The organism is Nostoc sp. JL33 (assembly GCF_017114985.1).
Classification (GTDB): Bacteria; Cyanobacteriota; Cyanobacteriia; order Cyanobacteriales; family Nostocaceae; genus Nostoc.
Map to the genome: position 1 here is coordinate 1 of NZ_JABXKP010000101.1, position 22,320 is coordinate 22,320.

The 22,320-nt window shown below is 42.1% G+C and carries 20 protein-coding genes; 9 read left to right on the forward strand and 11 right to left on the reverse strand.

Annotated features, from left to right (window positions below; all coding sequences use genetic code 11):
* Positions 1 to 427: 427 nt before the first annotated feature.
* The 5 genes from HWQ23_RS31205 to HWQ23_RS31225 form a co-directional block, all read right to left on the reverse strand.
* Positions 428 to 805, reverse strand: coding sequence for a response regulator transcription factor (locus tag HWQ23_RS31205; protein WP_292837424.1), 378 nt, complete (start codon positions 803 to 805; stop codon positions 428 to 430).
* A gap of 148 nt (positions 806 to 953) precedes the next feature.
* A complete protein-coding gene (locus HWQ23_RS31210) occupies positions 954 to 4,343 on the reverse strand; it encodes a PAS domain S-box protein (protein WP_292837426.1) in 3,390 nt (1,129 codons plus the stop codon).
* 13 nt (positions 4,344 to 4,356) lie between these two features.
* The gene (locus HWQ23_RS31215; protein ID WP_292837505.1) at positions 4,357 to 6,342 is read right to left on the reverse strand and encodes an ATP-binding protein; all 1,986 of its coding nucleotides are present in this window, start codon (positions 6,340 to 6,342) and stop codon (positions 4,357 to 4,359) included.
* Positions 6,329 to 6,754, reverse strand: coding sequence for a hypothetical protein (locus HWQ23_RS31220; protein WP_292837428.1), 426 nt, complete (start codon positions 6,752 to 6,754; stop codon positions 6,329 to 6,331). Before HWQ23_RS31220 ends, HWQ23_RS31215 begins: the two co-directional genes overlap by 14 nt.
* A gap of 408 nt (positions 6,755 to 7,162) precedes the next feature.
* Positions 7,163 to 7,663, reverse strand: a complete 501-nt coding sequence (locus HWQ23_RS31225; RefSeq protein ID WP_292837430.1) for a fatty acid hydroxylase — start codon at positions 7,661 to 7,663, stop codon at positions 7,163 to 7,165.
* A 531-nt stretch (positions 7,664 to 8,194) separates the two neighbouring features.
* Between HWQ23_RS31225 and HWQ23_RS31230 the strand changes: the two genes are divergently transcribed.
* From HWQ23_RS31230 to HWQ23_RS31245, 4 genes are all read left to right on the forward strand, one after another.
* On the forward strand, positions 8,195 to 8,314 hold the full coding sequence (locus HWQ23_RS31230; protein ID WP_292837507.1) for a ribbon-helix-helix domain-containing protein: 120 nt from the start codon (positions 8,195 to 8,197) through the stop codon (positions 8,312 to 8,314).
* Positions 8,315 to 8,380: 66 nt separating this feature from the next.
* The gene (locus tag HWQ23_RS31235; RefSeq protein ID WP_292837432.1) at positions 8,381 to 8,593 is read left to right on the forward strand and encodes a hypothetical protein; all 213 of its coding nucleotides are present in this window, start codon (positions 8,381 to 8,383) and stop codon (positions 8,591 to 8,593) included.
* 39 nt (positions 8,594 to 8,632) lie between these two features.
* Positions 8,633 to 9,328 (forward strand): haloacid dehalogenase type II, encoded by a 696-nt coding sequence (locus tag HWQ23_RS31240; protein ID WP_292837434.1) that lies wholly within the window; start codon positions 8,633 to 8,635, stop codon positions 9,326 to 9,328.
* 332 nt (positions 9,329 to 9,660) lie between these two features.
* Positions 9,661 to 10,530: a DUF5895 domain-containing protein gene (locus HWQ23_RS31245; RefSeq protein WP_292837436.1), complete on the forward strand. Its 870-nt coding sequence runs from the start codon at positions 9,661 to 9,663 to the stop codon at positions 10,528 to 10,530.
* A 132-nt stretch (positions 10,531 to 10,662) separates the two neighbouring features.
* On the opposite strand, the gene mltA is transcribed toward HWQ23_RS31245, so the two are convergent.
* Positions 10,663 to 11,946 (reverse strand): murein transglycosylase A, encoded by a 1,284-nt coding sequence (gene mltA, locus HWQ23_RS31250; RefSeq protein WP_292837509.1) that lies wholly within the window; start codon positions 11,944 to 11,946, stop codon positions 10,663 to 10,665.
* A 3-nt stretch (positions 11,947 to 11,949) separates the two neighbouring features.
* Positions 11,950 to 12,204 carry a hypothetical protein gene (locus tag HWQ23_RS31255; RefSeq protein WP_292837438.1) on the reverse strand — a complete coding sequence of 85 codons (255 nt, stop codon included), beginning with the start codon at positions 12,202 to 12,204 and terminating at the stop codon, positions 11,950 to 11,952.
* Between the two features lie 269 nt (positions 12,205 to 12,473).
* Here HWQ23_RS31255 and HWQ23_RS31260 point away from each other — a divergent pair, with 269 nt between their 5' ends.
* Positions 12,474 to 12,725, forward strand: coding sequence for a DUF4278 domain-containing protein (locus tag HWQ23_RS31260; RefSeq protein WP_292837440.1), 252 nt, complete (start codon positions 12,474 to 12,476; stop codon positions 12,723 to 12,725).
* Positions 12,726 to 12,968: 243 nt separating this feature from the next.
* Positions 12,969 to 14,348, forward strand: a complete 1,380-nt coding sequence (locus HWQ23_RS31265) for a serine/threonine-protein kinase (protein WP_292837442.1) — start codon at positions 12,969 to 12,971, stop codon at positions 14,346 to 14,348.
* 99 nt (positions 14,349 to 14,447) lie between these two features.
* Here HWQ23_RS31265 and HWQ23_RS31270 read toward each other — a convergent pair whose 3' ends face one another.
* Entirely contained in the window at positions 14,448 to 15,362 is a 915-nt protein-coding gene (locus HWQ23_RS31270; protein WP_292837444.1) for a Tll0287-like domain-containing protein, read from the reverse strand.
* Positions 15,363 to 15,543: 181 nt separating this feature from the next.
* Between HWQ23_RS31270 and HWQ23_RS31275 the strand changes: the two genes are divergently transcribed.
* Complete coding sequence (locus HWQ23_RS31275) at positions 15,544 to 16,398, forward strand: phosphate/phosphite/phosphonate ABC transporter substrate-binding protein (protein WP_292837446.1); 855 nt, start codon at positions 15,544 to 15,546, stop codon at positions 16,396 to 16,398.
* A gap of 162 nt (positions 16,399 to 16,560) precedes the next feature.
* Here the strand turns inward: HWQ23_RS31275 and HWQ23_RS31280 are convergent, their stop codons facing one another.
* Positions 16,561 to 16,938 carry a hypothetical protein gene (locus HWQ23_RS31280; RefSeq protein ID WP_292837448.1) on the reverse strand — a complete coding sequence of 126 codons (378 nt, stop codon included), beginning with the start codon at positions 16,936 to 16,938 and terminating at the stop codon, positions 16,561 to 16,563.
* Between the two features lie 127 nt (positions 16,939 to 17,065).
* Here HWQ23_RS31280 and HWQ23_RS31285 point away from each other — a divergent pair, with 127 nt between their 5' ends.
* The gene (locus HWQ23_RS31285) at positions 17,066 to 17,254 is read left to right on the forward strand and encodes a hypothetical protein (RefSeq protein ID WP_292769464.1); all 189 of its coding nucleotides are present in this window, start codon (positions 17,066 to 17,068) and stop codon (positions 17,252 to 17,254) included.
* A gap of 297 nt (positions 17,255 to 17,551) precedes the next feature.
* Positions 17,552 to 18,202 (forward strand): Abi-alpha family protein, encoded by a 651-nt coding sequence (locus HWQ23_RS31290; protein WP_292837450.1) that lies wholly within the window; start codon positions 17,552 to 17,554, stop codon positions 18,200 to 18,202.
* A 104-nt stretch (positions 18,203 to 18,306) separates the two neighbouring features.
* Here HWQ23_RS31290 and HWQ23_RS31295 read toward each other — a convergent pair whose 3' ends face one another.
* Positions 18,307 to 19,077 carry a hypothetical protein gene (locus HWQ23_RS31295; protein ID WP_292837452.1) on the reverse strand — a complete coding sequence of 257 codons (771 nt, stop codon included), beginning with the start codon at positions 19,075 to 19,077 and terminating at the stop codon, positions 18,307 to 18,309.
* A gap of 249 nt (positions 19,078 to 19,326) precedes the next feature.
* Positions 19,327 to 22,059, reverse strand: coding sequence for a GAF domain-containing sensor histidine kinase (locus tag HWQ23_RS31300; protein ID WP_292837454.1), 2,733 nt, complete (start codon positions 22,057 to 22,059; stop codon positions 19,327 to 19,329).
* Positions 22,060 to 22,320 lie beyond the last annotated feature (261 nt).

The following is a 22,320-nucleotide window of genomic DNA, read 5'->3' on the forward strand; positions in this document are numbered from 1 at the left end:
GAATACTAGTAAGTCTTCCTAATTTACTAGCTACCCCGACTTATTGAGCCGATACTCAATTAATTTATCCTAAGTTTGGCTAATCCAGATGTTTTTTTCTCGCTCGTGAGAAATCCGGGGGTAGTGTTGTGGAGCATCGCCAAATTTGTGAATGAAGAATAAGTGTTCTCTGTTGAAGACTCTTGGTTAATGTTCGTCTCAATAGTTTTCTTACTTATCAAAGGTGCGGATAGCTTTGGAATAGCGGATCAAAATTAGATGCGATCGCAGCTATTTTTGGTACTTTTAAAAAGTATTTAATTCCATCCAAAAGAACCTGATAATTGAAAGTCGAAATAGCGTAGTATCAGAACAAGCTACGCCCGTTGCGGATAAATTAGCACTACCAAGTACTGCGATCGCAGGTGAAAAGCATTCAAGACTTTCCTCAAAAGCCCAACACCTGCTTTGATTTTTCAAGTACTTCTTTGGGGCGAAATGGTTTGGTTAGATATAAATCTGCACCAACCTCAAGTCCTTTTTGTTTATCAAATTCCTGCCCTTTAGCTGTCAAAATAATAATGTAGATATCAGTCATTTGCAGGTCGTGTTTAACAATGTGACAGACTTGCAGACCATTCATTTTAGGCATCATCACATCGAGAAAAACTAGATTTGGTTTTTCAATTTTAATAGTTTCGAGAGCTTCTTCTCCATTTCTAGCAGTTAGAAGTTCAACACCCTCGTCTTCTAATGCTTCTAGGGCTTGTTCCATCAAAATCAAGATATTCGGTTCATCGTCAACAATCAGAATTTTCTGGGTCATACAATTTTAGATTTTTGATTTTAGATTGAAGAAAAGAAAAGAGCAATCAAGTCACTGGCTCTGTCATTTAATTTTAGATTTTGAACTTCAATTCCATTTTCCAAAATTTAAAATCTAAAATTCGGTAAGCAATCCCCAATTGATGCAATTAGCGATCAGACAGGATGATGAAGAATACATTCTCTAAGTCTTTCTCAAAGCGTAGGGCTTTCACCATGTCGGCTTCTTGAGAGAAAATAGAATCGATGATGATCATGTCAGGTTTGGCTGACCGAGCTTTATGGATGCATTCTTGCGGATCGGAGGCTTCAATCACGCTGTATCCCTGAGTTTGTAGTACATCCGATAAGGTTTTTAAGGTTGAGGCATTTTTATCCACAACCAATACCTTTTTACTGGAAGTACCTTGGGAAAGCAATGAGCCAATTTCCTTGAGGAGTTTCTCTGGGTCAATGGGCTTGGTGAGATAGCGATCAATGCCAATGTGGTAGCCCCGTTCCTTGTTTTCAACAATCGACAGAATAATGATCGGAATGTCTGCGGTCTGGGGATCATTTTTGAGAACGGCTGCCACGTCGAAGCCGTTGATTTGGGGCATCATCACGTCCAAGAGAATCAGGTCGGGACGGGCTATTTTAATTTGATGAATCGCATCTACGCCGTCTTTCGCTTCCCGAACATTGTAGCCTTCGGTTTCCAGTTGTTGACGAAGCAATTCCCGAATGTTGACATCATCATCCACTACCAGAATTGTTTTGCTGTTTTGATTCAGCACAGGGTTTGTGATAATAACGTGTTCTTTGAGTTGTTTGACTAGCGCATCCAGATTCAAATTAGCAGTGGTTTTGCGATCGCTGGCGTAGGTGGGAATGATGAAGGAGAATGTGCTACCCTTACCTGGTTCACTCTCAACCCAGATTCTACCGCCGTGATGATCGACGATTTGTTTACAGATGGGTAGCCCTAACCCTGTGCCTTTGGGTTTGTCGGTGAGGGTGTCGCCAACTTGGCGGAATTTCTCAAACACTTTTGGCTGGTCTTCAGGTGTAATGCCAACGCCTGTGTCAATGACGCTGATGCAAACACCGTCGTTTCCTTGTTTGACGCGGCAGACGACAGAACCGGATTCGGTAAACTTAACGGCATTGGAAATCAGGTTGATTAAAACTTGCAGCAGACGATTGCGATCGCCTACTATCTGAGGCAGTCCAGGTTCAATCTCGCTAACCAATTGCAAGCCATTGTTTTCAAACAACCCGGCGGTAGAATTGGTTGCCCAATCGAGTAATTCGCTCGGATCAATCGGCTGCATCTGCCATTCCACCTTACCTGCTTCCATCTTGGCGATATCTAAGACATCGTTAATCAAAGATGTCAGCCGTTCTGCTTCCGACACAATAATGTTGAGATTGTCAGCCACCCGCTTGATTGTTTTCTGAAGTTTACGGTCTTCGCTAGGAAGCATTGGGAACACATCCGTTTGCAGCTTTTCTTGAATGATCGAGGCAAAACCGAGGACAGAAGTTAGTGGTGTCCGCAGTTCATGGGAAACCGTAGAGATGAAATCGGTTTTCATCTGATCGATTTCCTTTTCCGCCGTCACATCTCGAATCAGCAGCGCCGAACCGAAGCAGGCATCGAATTCCTGATCTGCCGTCTTTTTGAAAATGGCGGTCGCCACTGCCTGACCAATGCGTTCCTTCGTCAGTGCAACTTCGGCAGAGAACACTTCTTTGGGATGGGACTGAGTTCGTGCAACCAGGTCTGCTAAACCAGATATCGGCAGTTCTCGGTAGTGACTGTTGAGGGCAATGCCTGTCAATCCATACATGGATAAAAAGGCAGGATTGAAGTGGGTAATTTGTCCGGTGGTATCTGTGACTAACAAACCATCCGCTAAGTTATCTAAAATGGCATTTAACCCCTGCGCTTCTGCTAGGGTATTTTGCAGGGCAGATGTCCGCTCGACAATTCTGGCTTCCAGTTCTTGATTGAGTTGCCGCAGAGCGATTTCTGCTTGTTTGCGGGCAGTGATATCGGTATTGATTTCCAGCATGGCGCAGGGTTGACCGGATAAATTTCGTTGCAAAGTCCAACGGCTTTGAACTGTGATCGATCTGCCCTCGTGCGTGATGTGTTTCAGTTCTCCTTCCCAAGTGCCCTGCCGTAAAAACTCTGGTAGAAGTTCTTCTAAAGGTTTTGGAAAGGTTGATTTCAGAAATGTGTGAATGTATTGGTCTTTCACGAACTCACGCGTCCAACCGTAAAGCCTTTCGGCACCCTGATTCCAGTAAGAGATTTTGTCGCTCATGTCGCGGACAATGATCGCATCGCTGGAATGATTTAACATATCCAATAAATGTTGATTTTCAGCTTCTGCCAGCTTGCGATCGTGAATATCAGTACAGGTGCCAATCCACTCGCGAATACTGTCGTCTTCTTCCAGGACGGGGGCACCACAGACAGAGAAGTACCGGTATGTGCCATCCTTGCCACGCAGCCGATATTCAGTTTGGTAGATACCTCGGTTCGCCACAGCAGCATTCCAAACTTCTGCGGAGCTGGCACGGTCATCGGGGTGAATCGAATCAATCCAGCCCCAACCCTCAATTTCAGCTTCGCTCTGCCCCGTATAGGCTATCCAGGTGAGCATTTCACTGCTTATTCCCAGTCCTTCCGGGGTTGCTCCCCAGACAATCTGTGAAGTAGCAGTTACTAACGAGCCATATCGTTCTTTAAGTCCCTGATTTTTGGCTTCTGCCAGCTTGCGATCGTGAATATCGGTGCAGGTGCCAATCCATTCTCGAACGCTACCGTCTGCTTCAAGTATGGGGGTGCCACAGACAGAAAAGTGGCGGTAGCTGCCATCCTTGCCACGCAGCCGATATTCGGTTTGAAACAGACTCTGATTCGCCACAGCATTACTCCAGGCTTGGGCTGTGTGGGTACGGTCATCGGGGTAAATGGAATCGAGCCAGCCCCAACCCGCGATTTCATCTGCACTCTGACCTGTGTACGCTAACCAGGTAGACATTTCACTGCTCACCGCCAGTCCTCCAGGCGTAGTCACCCAGACAATTTGTGAGCTGGCAGTTACCAGAGAGCGAAACCGTTCTTCGCTTCGTTGCAGAATTTGTTCTCCTAGCTTGCGATCGTGAATGTCGGTGCAGATGCCAATCCACTCGCGAATGCTACCATCTACTTCCAGAATGGGGGCACCACAGACAGAAAAGTGGCGGTAGCTGCCGTCTTTGCCACAAATTCGGTATTCGGTTTGATAGAGGCTGCGGTTGGCCACGGCTGCACCCCACGCAAGGGCTATGCGATCGCGATCGTCGGCATGAACGGCATCAATCCAGCCGCCGTTCTCAGCTTCAGCTAGACTTTGACCTGTATAAGCTATCCAGCTTGCCAGTTCAAAATATATTCCTTGTGGTGTGGATACCCAGACAATTTGTGTGGTAGCTGTCACCAGCGAGCGATACCTTTCTTCGCTATGTTTTAAGATTTTTTTGTATTCATCAAGTTGGCTAGACATAGTTGAAGTTTCTTTAGTGGTCGGTGTGGTTAGGGTTAGGACAACTGAACCAGGACAACAAAGTGGCGTAAAGTTTTAACGAAATTGGGTTACGTTGAAACATCTGATAAATTTGCTCTGGTGATGCAGCGCCCAGGTTTGGACTCTGCTCTGAAAGTCGCTGAATCAGTTGATTATGGCGGATTAGCAAATCCGTCGGTTTAAGCATTGGAGTTGTTGATGAAATGAAGCCGTCGGCATCGGCAGGGGAAGTTGGCAAGGCAGAGGTGCTATTTTGTTCTTGAGCAGCGTCCACCAATACACAATTTACCGGGATCTGAATCCAGAATTCTGTCCCTTCACCCAGGCCAGAGCGACACTTAAGAAATCCCTGGTGTCTGCTGACAATAATTTGGTAACTAATTGCCATACCTAATCCGGTTCCCTTGCCAATCTCTTTTGTGGTGAAGAAGGGATCGTAAATGCGGCGGATGACATCCTCCTTCATGCCTGGCCCGTTATCGGCAATGCGAATCACCACAAACTGGTTGTCAAGGATTTCAGTACGAATGCTGATTTGGGGAGTAGGAGGGGATATTTCTTTATGGTTACTGAGCGTAGCCGTTGGCGCAGCCTCTCGTAGAGAAGTATTCCCCATTCCCTCTTCCAGTGCATCAATGGCATTTGCCAGGACGTTCATAAATACTTGATTCAACTGTCCTGGGTAGCATTCAATCAGTGGAAGTTTGCCATAGTCTTTGACAATTTCAATTTTCGGTCGGCGAACATCTACTTTCAGGCGATGATGAAGAATCATCAGCGTCCCATCGATGCCATCGTGGATGTTGACGGCTTTCATTTCTGCTTCGTCATGGCGGGAGAAGTTTTTCAGAGATTGGACAATTTCCACAATCCGACTTGTGCCCAGTTTCATCGAATCTAGCAGTTTGGGAAGATCCTGCATGATAAATTCCAGGTCTATATTTTCTAACTCTGATTCCAGTTCTGGAGGAGCAACAGGTAGGAATTTCTGATACTTTTCCAACAGGTGCAACAAGTCTTGGGCGTATTCGACAACATATCTTAAATTGCCGTAAATAAAGTTAACCGGGTTGTTGATTTCGTGGGCAACTCCGGCAATGAGTTGCCCTAGACTAGACATTTTTTCGCTTTGGATTAACTGAGTTTGCGCCAATTGCAATTCATTGAGAGCTTGCTGAAGCCTCTGTGTCTGGGCTTTTGCCTGGACGGCTGCTTGAGTGCTTTGCTCGTAAAGCATAGCTTTGTCAATAGCGATCGCTGTTTGAGAGGCAAAAATACTCACAAGCTTCAGGTGTTCAGCCTTGTATGAGTCAGTTTTGGTTCCAATAGCGATCGCTCCCAGCACCCGCTCCTTGGCTCGCAACGGTACACAAATCAGGGCGCTAACGTTTTCTTGCCCCTCTAATCGAGGATCGGCTTGCACATCATTGATGAGTTCTGCCCGGTTGAATTGGACAATGTTGCCAATAATTCCCTTACCTGGTTCCGGCTGAGTGTGGTTAAAAAATACTCCAAATTCGGCAATGATTTCAAATGCAGTTGCATCTGGACTCAGAAGCAAAATCATCCCCGCAGACGATTCAATTAATTGACTCAATTCCTGAAGTACAAGTTGGGCAATCTGTCGCCTATCCAAACTTGTTGTCAGTTTAGTCGAGATATCCTCAAACAAATCAATTTCCTGATATCGCTCTAGCAATTCTATAGCGAGTTCTTTCTTCTCAGTTTCCTGTTTTGCCAGAAACGAGAGCAAAGTCGCAAGTAAAGTTACCTGTTCTCCCCCAACAACCCAACCAATGATTTCTCCTGATACCTCGATTGGATATCGGGTTTTTGCAGTTTGCTCCCCAATGCTAATTAGTTTCGTGCCGTCTAGCAGTTCAACATCAATCGCCATGTTGAGCTGATAGACTAAGTTATCAACCAGAGATGGCAACTCTTTTTTGTTAAAAATCTTTCTGAGGCTAACTGCGGCCATAGAATACCTCATAAGCAGCAAGTTGCAAATTGACCGCATTCAAGCCAACTCGGTTATTACAGCTATTTTCAAGTAAGTAAACTCGCGGGGTAGGGTACAGCAATGCTATGCCCCTACAACATATGTGGTTCAAATAAATGAAAACTGCTGTAATTTTATCTGCCACCTCTACCGCTAAGTCTCCCAAAACAGACATTTTCTCACTTTGTACCAGTTGCGATCGCGCCTGTTGATAAAGCCCGTTCGCGTAGCGTCTCCTTGGCGTAGCCTCTCGTAGAGAAGAGTTGCCTACACTGTATTGCAACCCTCTGCCTCCTGTCTCCTGCCTCCTGCCTTCTTCACCGTAGCTATCTGTACCCCTTCGGATCAGCAAGCTATGCCCAGCATCTTTGGAAAAGAGAGAAATTGTCATAAAAATCTAGTAATATAATAATTTACTAATTAAGACTAGTTTTCCCAAAAAGATTGGCGATATAACAGCGAAGTTGAGCAGTAGCAAATACCTTTAAACTCTCTACCAGAGGCGTGCTTCCGTCTCGTGTAACTCGCTTACTTTTGGATTAGTTCTAGAAACACTATAAAGAAAAGTTTCATAATTCGATAAAGGCATAGATTTAAATCTATGGTCAATTCATGTCTGGAAATTGGCAATCAGCTTTTTTGAGTATATAGGTCAGCGCATTTCTGAGACTGGAATAATCCCCTTTCTGGCAAAACATAAAATAAAGTAAGAAAATCAGCTGCGATACCTTCGGTAAGCTTCGCTAACGCAGCTGATTTTCTTACTTTTAAAAAGTATTTAGTTAAGCGGTAGCTTCAGTTAGATCCGAGAGTAGCGAAAACGAAGTCTGATTAGCCGTAGCCAGCGTAACCAAAATTGTGCAGGTTGTTCAAAGAAAGTGAAAATATCACCGAAACCCAAATTAGTTTTGTGATGATGTAACCAGTGTCTTTCAGGAGTAGTAATAAATAGAATTTGACATAAAATATTTACAGGCTTTGAAGTTTGCCAACCCAATACACTTATGTGTCTCCACCATACATGAAACTGACCCAGCAGTAATCCAGAGATCACGCCAATCGGAGAGAAAGACCACAAGACTACTGCTATGAGTACATAAGGCAAAGCTCCCAAGATACCATCTAAAAGAACCTGGGGATTAAAAGTCAAAATAGCGTAGTGACGGAAATCCTTCTTCCAGGAGTGGTGTGTTTTTAAATGAAGGCTACCAAAAACGTGCTCGGGTACGTGGTAAAAAAATGTAGAGAGAAAATCGCCAAAAAACAGTAATAACCAAGCAACAGCAATAGCCTCAAGCATTTGTATTCCTCAAGTAAGTTAAGAAAACTCCACAGAAAATATCCAAATGTCATGCTTGCGCTTAGACACCTGGTTTTCCGGTATCTAAGCAGCACCTGTGCGTCTCATCGGTCTACGCTCCAGTTAATTTGGCTCAGAGTATATGTAATTGGGTCAGTTGCAGTTTCATGAATCTCCGCTCCTTAATGCAGTCAACAGCAACTCGTAATAACCTCCAATTTGACTTCTAGCTCTGGGTTAATGGTAGGAATACATCTAAAACCCGATGGGAATACAGTATTTTACCATACTTACTACATAATCTTCTTACTAAGGCATACAGAGTAAGCAAAGGTTGAGTTAAAGTTAGTACAAATTTAGGTTAAGGCTTTCTTCAACATTGTGAATTCTAAATTGATTGCAATAAGGTATCTTGACACATGCCAAATTTAGGTTACTTTCCAGTTGGGAAGGAAGGTAAAATCAGAATTTGAAACTATAATTAGACGATTTATCTGTTTGGGCATGAACAAAAAGTAGGCGGTCAAGCGAATCACGATAAACCTGGCATCAAATGAAGCCAAGAACCTGGAAAAGTATTGTAAACAGACAGGCAGTCCAGCAACGGATGTGATTCGAGAACTCATTCGAGCCTTGCCATTAACAAAATAAAAGTAGATTTGCGAACTATTTCACCTTGGTTTATTCTCAAGATATAAGCATGAAAATTTAGTTGAATTGGAGGTATTATTTTTACTACTACCTCTGCAACCGAAAAAGTTACGGATGGCTCTCGCGGTTCACCTTACCAATCTTTTAGCAGCCGAGAAGTTCCGCGTTACCCTGATAGAGAAGAAATGTTCAGAGACTTCATTCAACAACAGTGGATGTGGCGATGCCTGCGGCGGGCTGCGCCAACGCAGATGGGTTCAGCCATATTTTAGTTTATGAAAACTGAACACTATTAATCAAGCTCTGGAGTAGAAAAAGGTGATTGACTTCAATCAGTACAAGGCTTTAACTTTCGATTGTTACGGAACGCTGATTGATTGGGAGAACGGCATCTTAGGGGTGCTAAAGCCACTTCTGCTGGCACATAATACTAATTTGGATGACAATCAAATTCTGGAACTGTTTGCTGAATTTGAAGCAGAACTGGAAAAAGGAGAATATATCAAATATCGGGAAGTTTTGAAGAGAGTAGTCCAGAAATTTGGTGAACGATTTGGCTTTGAGCCAACTGCTGACGAACTAAATTCACTTGCTGATTCGATTCAGGATTGGCTGCCTTTTCCCGATACAATTGAGGCACTTAAAACCCTCACTTCAAAGTTTAAGCTGGTAATTATCTCAAATGTAGATGACGATCTCTTTGCTTTCTCGGCAAAGCACTTGCAGGTGGAATTTGACCAGATAATCACAGCAGAACAGACAAAAAGCTACAAACCCTCTTTAAACAACTTCAGAGTGGCTATTGAGAGAATTGATTTGCCGCTAGAGCAGATATTACACGTTGCTGCTAGTGTATATCACGATATCGTTACAGCCAAATCTCTGGGACTATCAGCAGTCTGGGTAAACCGTCGCCGAGATCAAAAAGGACTTTATACCACAGGTTCAGCAGTAAGTCAACCTGATTTAGAAGTGCCGGATTTAAAGACTCTCGCTGTTTTGAGTTCAAAGTAGTTTGCTGATCTTAATTTAATCACGGGAGGAACAAAAAGTATTCATAACCTCGTGAGAGCGTTGCTTTCCCGCCCTGCAATAAATTGCGGGCTAATAGCTAAAGTGCGTTGAAACGCACTGAAATTAAAGAAATTAAGGATGCCAAAGTGAAAATCTGTTGTTAAAAAACGAAACAGGGATTGCAACATAGATTGATTCTGCTTTACTCTGGAAAAACTACTACGCCAGTTTGAGTTCCTAAAATTTGGGAACCACAACACATAACTGGCTCTTCAGGATCAGCGCTCTGCCGATAAAATTGTTCAATAAAACTACTTTGATAGCCTAAAACGATGAAAGCATCTGCTAATTTCGACTTTGAAGACGAGAAATTTAATGCACCGCCTTCTCAAGTCATCCCCTGGTGTCAGATGATTAATCCTCGGTATGGCACAGATGGCATACAATCTCACGGTTTGGCGATTAAGCTGGATCAAGCCCATGCTGTCGGCTTTGTGCCAGATGAGAATTGGCAGCAAGTGGAGCATGAATTTAGCTCTGGAGTCGAAACGGTCTTTATTACTACTACTCCCAGCTTGGTTATAGTGCGTCGGGGGCCATTGTCTGTCAAAGACCGGGAAAGTGGTTTAAAACTGGGTACGCTCAAAGAAAATTATGATGCTTTTTTAGCAGACAAACTTAAATTTAAAACCTTTACTCGCCATCTCATTTTTCTGGTGGGTGAAAATAAAAAGTTTTTACATGAATCCCCACTACAACTAACTCTTAATGGTGCCGCCGGAGCGAGTTTCAGCAAAACTTATTGCGAATATCAACAAGGCAAAGTAGTAAGTGGATTTGTCGCTGAACTAGAAAAAGCTTATGCTATTTACCGCAAGCAACCTTTGACACCAAAAGGGCCTTTGTTCCACGCTCACGGGATTTTCTGCCCGATAATTGAGTCTGAAGAAAGAGGTATTGAACCAAATACAGTTCTGGTAGCTTCAACTGTAGACTACAAACATCCGACGGTAGGCACTTTAACAGAATATTTAATTGCTTCCGATTCTCTTGAGTCTGCAATGATTTGCAAGACTTTTGAAGAATACAAAGATTTTGGCAAGGAACCGGTAAAAGCAGAAACGCCTAAATTGGCAATGGCAGGAGTTTCCAACTCTTACGTTTATGCTGATGAAGATGATTTTGCTTATCCGCCGTACTAAAGAGAGTTAGGAGTTTGGAGTGATGAGTTTTGAATTAATAACTCCAAACTCCTGTAGAGACGCGATTAATCGCGTCTCTACTCCAACCTCCTGTACAGACGCGATTAATCGCGTCTCTCCAAACTCCTAGCTTTATTCCTTGAGCACCAAATAATAGAGTGAACCATTCCCGCCTGTGATGCCAGCGCGATCGCCTGCTAGTTTACCAGACCCCATGAAATAATCCACCCGGCCTGGGCCTTTGATGGCGCTTCCTGTATCCTGATCAAGCACAAAGCGGCTGACGGTACGCCTTTCTAGTTTGCCATTACTGGCAGGATAGGGAAATGAATTGTAAATCAGCGCTAGCGCTCCGGGAGGCATGAGAGACTTATCTGTAGCAATGGAACGTTCTGCTGTCACTGGCACATGAATACTGCCTGTAGCTGCGGTACCACCAGTTTCTTGGAAGAAAATAAATCGTTCCCAGCGTGGCAGATAATTGTTCAACTCGCGCGGCTGTCGCCGGAAGTAAGCAATCATCCGTGGTAGCGTCAATCCATTCAGTGGAAGTTTGCCATCTTTGGCTAGTTCTTTGCCGATACTAGTCCAGGGGTAATCAGTTCCACCGGCATAGCCAACTGAGGTTGTTTTGCCATTAGTTAATTTAATTTGGGCAGAACCTTGGATATGTACCATGTATGCCTCAAGGCGATCGCGGAACCAAAGCAGTTCTAAACCGCGCAACTTGCTTTTATTTCCTTGTAAACCATCCTTACCTTCCAAATCAATTCGTTTTGGGTGGGGTTTAGGCCATTGGCTAAAATCAGGTGGTAGCCGATAAAGGGGATACTTATATATTGAAGTCCTGACACGGCTAGCAGTATAAACAGGTTCGTAGTAAGCAGTGAACTTAACAGTACCTTTGCCATCGTTGCCCACAGATTGGTAAAAGACAAACTCACGGCGGACATCGGCTTGTAGTTGCGCTGCTGACTTAGAATTGACAACAAGTTGGCGGAAACGTACCAAACTTCGGCGGACGCGATCAAGGGTAATTTCCTTAACTGGATAATTTTGATATGCTGCGATCGCCTCACTCTTTGTTAGGTAAAGCAGACTGTTGTCAATGGAAGCCAACAACGCATTGCGATCACCTCCGGTGGGCGAAGCGCCAACACCTCTTTTACCTATTTGACCCCAAATTTGGTCATCCCAACCCAAGCAACTCGCCCGGAGCGTACAATCGGTTCCGATAGTGATTGGTTTTAGCGGTGGCGTTAACTCAGGAGTGCTTGGTACTGGCAGAGGTGGGAAATTAGGAGTTATGGGTACTGGCAACGGCAGAAAGTTAGGAACCTGAGCAACAGCCGACCAGAGAGGGTTTATAAGCGCAATTCCCAAACTCAAGGAAAGCAAAGCAAGGGTTTTTCTCATCATTTAGTTGAATCTTTCAACACTGGAACTAAAAATTGGTTCTACCCGGATTGCCACGATCCGAGAGGGTCTTATTACCATATACTCCCCTTGAATATTTTTGATCGGGACGCTAATAAAGTCATTAGAAGCAGACTTTGGCACAAGTTCGCCGCTATACCACTTCTGAAACTCTTGAATAGTAGGAAAACGTACTTCTTCCCGGTGGCCGCTTTCCAGTAGGAGGAATACGGCATATTCATTTGCAGTTCTAGTCATCAGGTTGAACCATTAAAAAAACATTCAACCCATTGTTAACCACGTAACCCCGGAATGAAAAGGGTAAGCATACGGGAGGTGGGGAGCAAAGGGGCAAGAGGGAATAAATGACAATGACTAATACCCAATGCCCAATGACTCTAGACGGCTAATTTTTTACCCAGTTCCTTAAAAAGTGTAAGTTTATATTAGCTCTTGCATAACTCTCCAATTAAGCTCTGATAAATCATTGGCATTGTTGAACAACAGTTATTCAGGAGGCGAAAATTATGAAACTTTTCTATCGTGGTCTCAACTACGAATACGACCGAAGCAAGCTTGCCAGCAAAAAAACAGAACAGCCGTTTGAGCCAGTTCCTCAACTTGGGCTAGCTTATAATCTGATATCCCGTGCCGTTAACTATCCTGTTGAACCGAATTCCAAATCGCCGGAAGTTCCTCTACCACCAGTAGCCTATAAATTGAGCTTTAGGGGAATCACCTATTTTCTAAATAAAACTGCACAAGGAGAGTTACCGTAGTCTCTCAACCAGCAAGTACTTCAAAAATTGGGGCACTGCCGATTTCTGAGGAATTATTAAAGCTTTAACAAACAATAATATGGCAGCAAGCCGATCTGGAGTCTAGGGAGTCACAAACTTGTAGTACAATCCTCAAAAAACCTTGAAATTTCAGCACTACCTATCTACTTTCTTTCTCAACAAACCTTGCCAAAGCTGGTAGTTGTGCCAAGATTAATTTGAGGACTTAAGGCTTGTGACATAATGTTAGGACAGTTATTAGACGGACGTTACCAAGTCCTCCAGGTCTTAGGTAAAGGTGGATTCGGTCAAACCTACATAGCCCAAGATACCCATCGCCCAGGTTTCCCGAAATGCGTTGTCAAACACCTTAAGCCCGTCACTCGTAGCCCTGAATTTCTCGAAATTGCTAGACGACTATTTAACAGTGAAGCAGAAACACTAGAACAACTGGGCAACCATGACCAGATTCCTCGGCTTTTAGCCTATTTTGAAAGCAACCAAGAGTTCTTCTTGGTGCAAGAATTCATTGAAGGGCATACTCTGAAAGCGGAACTGTTCCCCAATCAACCTTGGACAGAAGAGAAAGTAATTCAACTGCTCCAACAGGTGTTGGGTATTCTACAATTTATTCACAGCCACAATGTTATCCATCGAGATATCAAGCCGGACAATATAATCAGGCGACAACAAGACGGCAAGTTAGTGCTGATTGACTTTGGCGCAGTTAAACAAGTCCAAACGCAACTGCTTACAGTTGCAGGGCACACGGGGGCTACTATTATCATTGGCACCCCAGGATATATGTCTACAGAACAGGGGCAAGGTAAGCCCCGCCCCAACAGCGATATTTATTCCTTGGGGATTATTGGTATTCAATCGCTGACAGGGTTACATCCTATAAACTTTCAGGAAGACCCAGATACAGGAGAAATTTCTTGGCAGCACCAAGCTAACGTCAGTTCTGGGTTGGCATCTGTGCTATCTAAGATGGTGCTACATCACTTCAAACAGCGCTATCAGTCTGCGACTGAAGTTCTACAGGCGCTTAAGCATCTGGATACTAAACTAGAAGCACAATTAACTCAACCACCATCTTTTATACAACCGCCTCAAGCTTCACTTTCTCAACAAAACTCAATTGGATATCCCTCTGCTTGTATCCTGTCTCCAGAAAATTACAGTCGGCTGGAAACAATTCTCTTAGAATTTGTCGGCCCCGTTGCCTCAAGATTACTACGACAAGTTGCAGCATTAGCGCCCAACCGCGAAGAATTAATTAGCCAACTGGCCGTTCATCTTCGAGGAAATCAACAAATTGATTTTAAGAAGAAAACAATGTTTTTACTAGAGAAATCTACTCTATTCCAGGAAGTTACTGTTAAATCTGAAATTAAGTCAAATAATTTATCAAGCCCAGAACTTCAAGTAATCAACGATAGCTTTGTGCATCACTGCGAGCGGGAATTGGCTGATTTAATTGGGCCAATAGCTAAGTTCTTAGTCCAAAAAGCTGTGAGGTCTTCTGGACAAATTTCTCGTGCAGAATTTGTGAAAGTTTTAGCATCACAAATTCCCGATCTTCAAAAAGCTTTGCAATTTCAGCAGCGCCTACTCTCTTAATTTTTTCACTTATACAAATTTGGCAAAAAATACAACACATGCGTAGGTTGTGTTTAGCTTGACTCTTTCATAATCCAAAATCTAAAATCTAAAATGGTGTTAGTCCTGGCTATTCAGCATCTCCAAAGCTATTTTTAAGCTAGATTTCATCCGATTAAATGCTTCTGCTAACCCGCCAATTTCATCATTAGAGCTTTCTTCAAAATCTGCGCTCATATCACCAACGCTAACTTTTTGGGCGATTTTTTCTATTTTTCTGATGCGCTGAATCACATATTTTTTGATTAAGAAGTTAATTAAGAATACTATGCTCGCAAAGATAGTAACTAAAACTCCCATTATCAATGTCCAAGTCCGTTTGGCATTGGCAAAAATCTCTTGAGAAGGAACAGAGATTATTTGGGCAGAAACAATCTGATTGAGCTGCCAGCCAAAACCATTTTCCGATCCATAAGTTACCAACTGGCTCTTAGGAGCCTGATCTGGTGTAGAATGACATCGCAAGCATTCCGGTTGTGTAATCTTTAGTGGTTGTGCAATATAAAATACTTCGCCTTGTGACAAGTTACGAAACCCTGTAATTTCTAGAGTCTTGGAGTCGTTGCGAAAACGCTCTACAAGTTGAGTTTCAAAATTATCAGCTTTATCAGCTAAATTAGTTGGATTAAGTGTTGCATCCTTATGAAAAAAGTTTTTATATTCAGGCTTTTTCCGAAAATTCTCAAAAACCTCTTTAGAGGAAAAATTTGGTACTACTTCGGGTATGAACGTTGGGTTAGTATCTACTCTAGATTCTAATAGGGGATTTATATGATCTTGTGTATAATCTCTAACTGCGTTCACCATTTGGATAAGAATCTGCGCTTGAGAAGCTACTTCATTTTGCGCTCTCCCCTGAAGTACACTAGATAAGGCAACGCCACTCCCCACAATACTGACGATGAAAACTAATATTAAAAGGAAGTTAAATTTAGCACCTATTTTTAAGTTTTTTAACGTAATGTTGCTTAACATAACCTAACCAACCAAGGTGGTATCTGAGTTTGTCTAATATTTATTTATACCTGTTAGAAAGCATCTCAACAATATTTAAATAAATATTAATGTTTTGCTGCAACATAACCTATTTAGGCAGCAGTCAAACTTATCTAAATTAGCCCTGAAAGCCAAGTTATTTTCTTAACCATAATTAGTAATGTTTTTGCGATTTCCCCGTCGTTTCTTTCTGTTTAATCTGCTAGGTTTGACATTTGCTGCCTGTCAATCACCAAAGGAGTTTGAGGGCACGTTAACTGTTGGCGTTATCAACTATGGTGGAGGCGAAAAGATAATTAACCAATATGCTAAATTTAATAGTTACTTGGGTGAAAGAACAAAGTCATATATTCAGCTAGACCCTGCTTTTAATGAAAATAGAGCGGTTGAGCGCCTTGAGGCTCGTGCTTGGTCATTGGTATTTGCTCCACCGGGTTTAGCAGCGATCGCGATCGCACGCTACCAATATGTTCCTCTGTTTCCTTTAATAGGTATTAGTAATTTGCGTTCAATCTTCGTTGTTCGCAAAGACAATCCGATAACCGACTTGAAACAGCTACAAGGTCAAACAGTGGCTTTAGGCCAGTTAGGTTCAGCAACAGGATATTATTTTCCTCTTTACAATCTTTATGGTACAACACTGGCAAAGATCCTGTTTGCACCCACACCCAAAGCCGCGCTGGAATTGGTCGCACAAGGAAAAGCGATCGCCTGTGCTGTCTCGGAGGCTGAATTGAATCTCTACGGTTCACAGTTTAGCCCAACCGAATTCCGCATACTATTTAAAGACCCTCACTATGTACCATTAGGTGTGGTCTTGATTGGGCCTGATGTAGAACGTAACCGTCAAGAGTTTATCCGTAAAGTGATGGGTGATTCGCCTTCAGGTTTAGCTGAAGAAGTGGGATATATACCCAACGGACAAGTACCAGATTACAAATACATGATTTCTATGGTTGAGCGGGTAAGCTCGATTAGTTCCAAGCTGCAAAATAAACCTGTCCGTTTATTTTGATTAAAGCAATAACAATACTTTCAGCCTTTGTTCTCTCTAAAATGCTCAAATACCCTACTTTCAGCATTTAAGCATAATTAATATGTATTAAATTATACTTACTAATGCGTTCGCAAAAAAAGACCCTTTAAAGGGTCTTGCGGTACTGCTTAAAGAATTAACTTATTTACTCAATAATCCAAGTGCTAACTCTAGATACATTTTTGCTTTATGCAAAGCTAGCAGTTTTTCTTGAGTGTACCTATCTGGGTAATTCATGATTCTCCCTTCCATCGTGATTTTGATGAGTGCAGCTTGCTCATCTGTAGGAGCATTCATCTCATCTATAGCGTTACTCAGTGCTTGCATAAAAGCAAAAGTAGGAGGTTTTAACCCTTTACCTGCCTCAAACTGGGATAACGCCATTTGAGGGAATACCATCAAGGATGTAATCCATGAGGTCTTGTACCCTTTATTCCCAGTTGGTTTGATGCCGTAGCGTAAGCATAGCTCACTGAGTTCTTTGATGGTTTTGATTTCTAACTCGGAACGCGTAAACATAAAATAGAGTTACCTCTTGTAAAAGTGGTATCGGTGAGCTACAAGTTTTCCAGACAATATGCTCACCGATTTAAAACTCTAATCGATTGCTAGCAATCGATTCAATCTATATTTACATCTCTCAACAATGCCTAACCCTAGAGGAACTCCTGAAAATTTAGAACCGGGAAAAAGAAAAGGTGATGAACCATTGACCGAGCAAGTTAATTTGCGTGTCACCAAAACAATGAAAGAAGAATTGTCAACTAAGGATGATCCACCAGAATTTTGTCGCCAAGCTATCCAAGAAAAACTAGATAAGGATAAAAAGAAATAATTTCAAAAAACTCTAAATATAAAAAGCTTCCTACTTATCAGGGAGCTTTTATTTTAAGAAAAATTTGAGCTTCAATTGTTGAAATCTAGTTCAATCATTTATTCGATCCTTTGTCAATTTTTAGTAGAAGTGTACTATAGTGATATTGATTTGTTAATATAATACCATGCCCTCTAAATATATTTACTTAAATACTTATACTTAAAAGTAAAATTTACGTAAAAAAGCTGAGGATTTACTTAGAATAAGTATGCAACAGTAATATTATTCTTTCAACGTCAAAGATAAAAGGAAAGCATGGAGATAACATCAATCATTACTGAAATTTTAAGTGGTGCAGATAAAGCGGCGATAACAATTTTAGTTAAAGCCCTCTTTGAAAAAGAAATAATAACGATAGGCAATTTTACAAAAAAGAAAGGTAATAACTTGATTGATGTAGTAAAAAGGCTTATAAAAAAACCAAATTTAAAAGATATAAAACCTGAAGAATTGATAGAGAAAATAGAAGATATTGAACCGCAAACATTACAACCTATATTAGAAGGTGTACTTGTAGGAGATAAAAATGAAGTAATTAGACAGAAATGGATTAATTTATTGGAATCCGCAATATTGGGACATCAAATTCATCCTAGATACATAGAGGCATTAAGACTTTTAGATGGTAGAGACGCCAATGTTTTGGAATTTATGTATGATTATCGTAAAAGAGGAAATCGATTAACTAACTCTGAAATTATAATAGGCTTACAACAAAGACAAATAGAAAATCCTACAGAAGAAATGGTAAAAGATAGTTTATATAATTTAGTAGAAAGAGGATTGTGTGATGTAAATACCTTACAGGGAAAACCAAGGTATTCAGACATGAATAGCGAAAACATATATATTAGCCATTTCGGGAATAAATTTTTAGATATGGTTAGACAAAAAAGCTCTGAATAGCAAGTATAAAAATAGAGTTTGCAGTTCAGAGCGTCAATGAGCCGACTCTCACGAATGATTTAGGAGTGCTATAGTTCGATATTTGGTAAGTAATATTATCTTGCTCAAAAAAACAATTTGAATCGTGCTAGCTGGTTTTCAATGGTTCCTGTGAGGATTTTATTCAGTTCTGTGGTGTCTTGGAATTGCAAAATTTGCTGTGTCGGTAAGTCGAAGGGAAATTGCCCTTCAAAGTCTGGGCGTTGCATTTGCGCTAATAGAATCTGTTCAGACCGTTTACTTTGGATGGCATAGCCAATCTCAATACAGACATTCGGACTCGGAATTAGTTGAGGGGTTTCTTTATCATCAATAGTAGCAATGGGCGTGGTGTCAGCGATAAATAACAAACTCTTACGGATTTTTCGCATGATCGTGCGGTTAATTCGGACAGCAGCACCACTGGGACGAGAGGATTCTACTAATGTTAGGGGAAGGCGCGATCGCAAGTTTAAACTGTCCAAACTTTTTCGCAGTTCTTCTCTGAGAATATTTGTCGCTGCGGCATACTCAGTTTGATAGGATAAAAAAATCGTTGGTTCTAACTGAGCCAACACCGCCTGCTTGGTGAAATAAATTTCATGACTAATTAAGTCAATATTCGCTACGCAATAGCCACCACTACCTTCAATATAAAATTCAATATTTTCTCCTTCCAGATAGCGCCCAAACCAAGTTGATTTGTTAACTTCGTCACTTTCTTCTAAAAAGTCTGCTCGCAATGCTGATTTCAGCAGGCTTTTTTTGCTTAAGCGAATGTCTGGCGGACGTTTTTCCAGTTCTGGAATCGGCTCGTAATCCTGTAGATACCACGCTCTGAGCGCAATAATTGACATAAGGCGCTATTTAAACTATTTCTCGCTATTCAACTTCGTATAATCTTACACCCAGAGGAGTCCCTATTTCAGCCTTCTCTTTAAACACAACAACACCCATTTTAAAATCATCAAAGCCGGAAACGACCTATTTTGTTAAAAGCATACCATGATTAATTTGTACATTAGCGGGTGAGCCATAATCAACGAAGCCGAAACCCGCGCCGAACTAATCAACCTCGCACTCAAAGCCGCAGGATAGAGCATCAACTAGTTAACTATTTTGGCTGGAGGTTTGGTGGGAATCTCAATCCAAAACTCTGTACCTTTGCCAGGTTCGGAAATGCACTCCATTTTTCCACCATGTTTTTCGACAATAATCTGATAGCTAATTGATAGTCCCAGTCCTGTACCCTTGCCCACAGGTTTAGTAGTGTAAAACGGGTCAAAAATTCGTTTTTTCACCTCTTGAGTCATTCCAGATCCATTGTCACTAATACGAATGAGTAGACGAGAGTTGTCTACTGAGATTCTAGTAGAAATGTGGATAGTGGGCATTAGGCATGGGTTATTCTCATTATCCCCCTTATCCTCCGCCCCCATTCGCAGGGCATCTATGGCATTGCTGAGAATATTCATGAATACCTGATTCATTTGGCCAGCATAGCATTGCACCCCTGGTATGTTGCCATATTCTTTGATTACCTTAATGCCGGGAAATTCAGCATTTGCTTTCAGGTGATGTTGCAAAATTAATAAGGTGCTGTCAATGCCTTCATGTATGTCAACGCGCTTGTTTTCAGCCTCATCTAAGCGAGAAAAATTGCGTAATGACAGCACTATTGAGCGGATGCGATCGGTTCCTACTTGCATTGAGGTGATCATTTTCGGGAGGTCTTCTACCAAAAATTCCAAGTCCATTACTTTGATGGCGGTGCTAATTTCACTATGGGGATGGGGATAGTGTAGCTGGTAGAGACTTAAAATTTCTAGCAGTTGTTCGATGTAGTCACTGGTGTGGCACAGGTTCCCGTAGATAAAGTTAACGGGGTTGTTGATTTCGTGGGCGACACCCGCTACCAACTGTCCTAAGCTGGACATTTTTTCGGTCTGAATCAATTTTGACTGTGTTTCTTGGAGTTCATGTAGGGTATACTCTAACTGGGCAGCTTGATTTCTGGCTTCAGTTTCGGCATTAGAGGTTTGTTCGTAGAGTTGTGCTTGTTGAAGGGCGATCGCTGCCTGATCTGCTAACTGTTCCAATAAATCAATTTCTGCATCCTGCCAATTTCTGGGAGCATCACACTGATGGGCAATTATTAAGCCCCATAGTTCCAGACCGATATTAATCGGAACTATTAAGTTTGCTTGCACTTGTAGACTCTGCAAAAACTCTCGATGACAATCACTTAAAGAAGCGGTTGAAACGTTGTTATTTGCCCGTATCTTGCCCTGAAAGGATAGACGCGTATACTCATCAGGAAAGCATTCTGCTGGTGCATTCAATCCCAAAACGGACTGCCAATTGCCATTAATCTCTTCCACAATCACTGATTTACTCTTCAGTTCAAAAATCAGCACTCGGTCTGAATTTAGCAGAGGACGGACTTCCCGAACGATGGATTGCAGGGTTGTCTGCAAGTCTAATGTGCGGCGAATCTGCTCTGTAACTTGCTTGAGTACTTTGGTAGTCAGTAATGATTTTTCGAGTTCAGCAGTTTGCTCTTGCACCCGCAATTCTAAGTTGGCATTCTGGGATTCTACCAGTTTATACATTTTGTGCTGCTGAATTGCCATTGAGAAATGCTCGGATAAAGCTTGCGCCAATAAGATTTCTTCCGGTTTCCACTCAGCTGATTGCCCCTTTTTTTGCTCTCGCCAAAGCTCAAAGGAAAGTTGGGGTAACAGTTGTCGCTGATTTTCTTCACATCGTCCCGCCCACAAGATTTCTGTTTCAAATTCCGGGCGAAAAATGCTTAATACACCAATAAACTTTTCGCGGTAATGTAGAGGAATCACCATGAGTCCGCGAATTTGAGTAGAACGGAACCCTAAAGCCAAAACTCGCAAACGTGGTTCTTTGTAGAGGTCATCGGTTGCCCAAATATTACCTTGTTTACACTCAGCCATCCAGTTTTGCCATACCAGATGTTGTTCGAGAATACTGTTATCTACCTCATAGGGGAGTTTCGGCTGGTCGCCCCAGGTGTATAGTTCCCGAATTTGTTCAATGTAAAGCCTGCCACCTACTCCACCCAAGGCAGTAATCATTTCTTCTAACGCTTTCTGCAATTGGATTGTCGGTAGTTTATGCAATAGTGTGGTAACTCGGTTAATAGTAGCTTCTCGCTCTTGCTTGGCGATCGCTTGGCTGAGTAGATTACTTTGAGCGATCGCTATTCCTACTTGGTCAGTAACTTCCTGCAATACTTTTAGTTCCCCCTTCAAAATCTCTCGCGGTTGACTGTAGTGAACTACTAACAATCCCCACAATTTAGGCTTTGCCGATTGTTCTTGGAGGTCGGAATGTAAAATTGGCATTACCAACGAAGACTGCACGCCCATTCCCTTTAGATATTGAATATGGCACGGATCTACCTGGCGATAGTGGATATTAGTTTCTAGACGTTTGCCAGTTTCTTCTGAGTGTAGAGGTGATAGCCCGATCTTCTCGTTTGCCACATCCACAATCGAACGTTGCCCCACTAACAAAAACATTTCTTTGGCGGCTTCTGGAATATCATCAACTGGGAAGCGCAGCCCCAATAAGGATGGCAGACGTTGCTCATGAATAGATTCAGCAATGACTTCACCACTATTATCAGCACCAAAGCGATACATTTTCACTCGATCTGCACCCAAAAATAAACGCACTTGGCTAACGGTAGTCGTTAATATTTCTTGGAGGTCGAGTGATCGCCTGATCTGTGTTGTCATCGTGTGCAGTAAACTTTCTTGGTCTAAGCTTTGCTGCAACTCGTTTGGTTTATCAGTAATTGTCATTGTTTATATACAGTATGACTGAAGTATAATTTTATTTGTAATTGTCAATGCCTTGGTTTTCATCCCATTTCCCAAAATTCCTCCTACAAATGCGTTGCTAGGGGGGTACATCTGTTGCAAATATTTTTGGAAATGGATCAGAGGATATTTGATAATTATCAGAGATTTTGCTTGAGCGCCGTAGCTTCAGAAAGTTGATTTAGCAGAATCTAAAACCCTTTGGTAAGTAGATCACCAAATACTTTCCGAAGATCCTCTCAA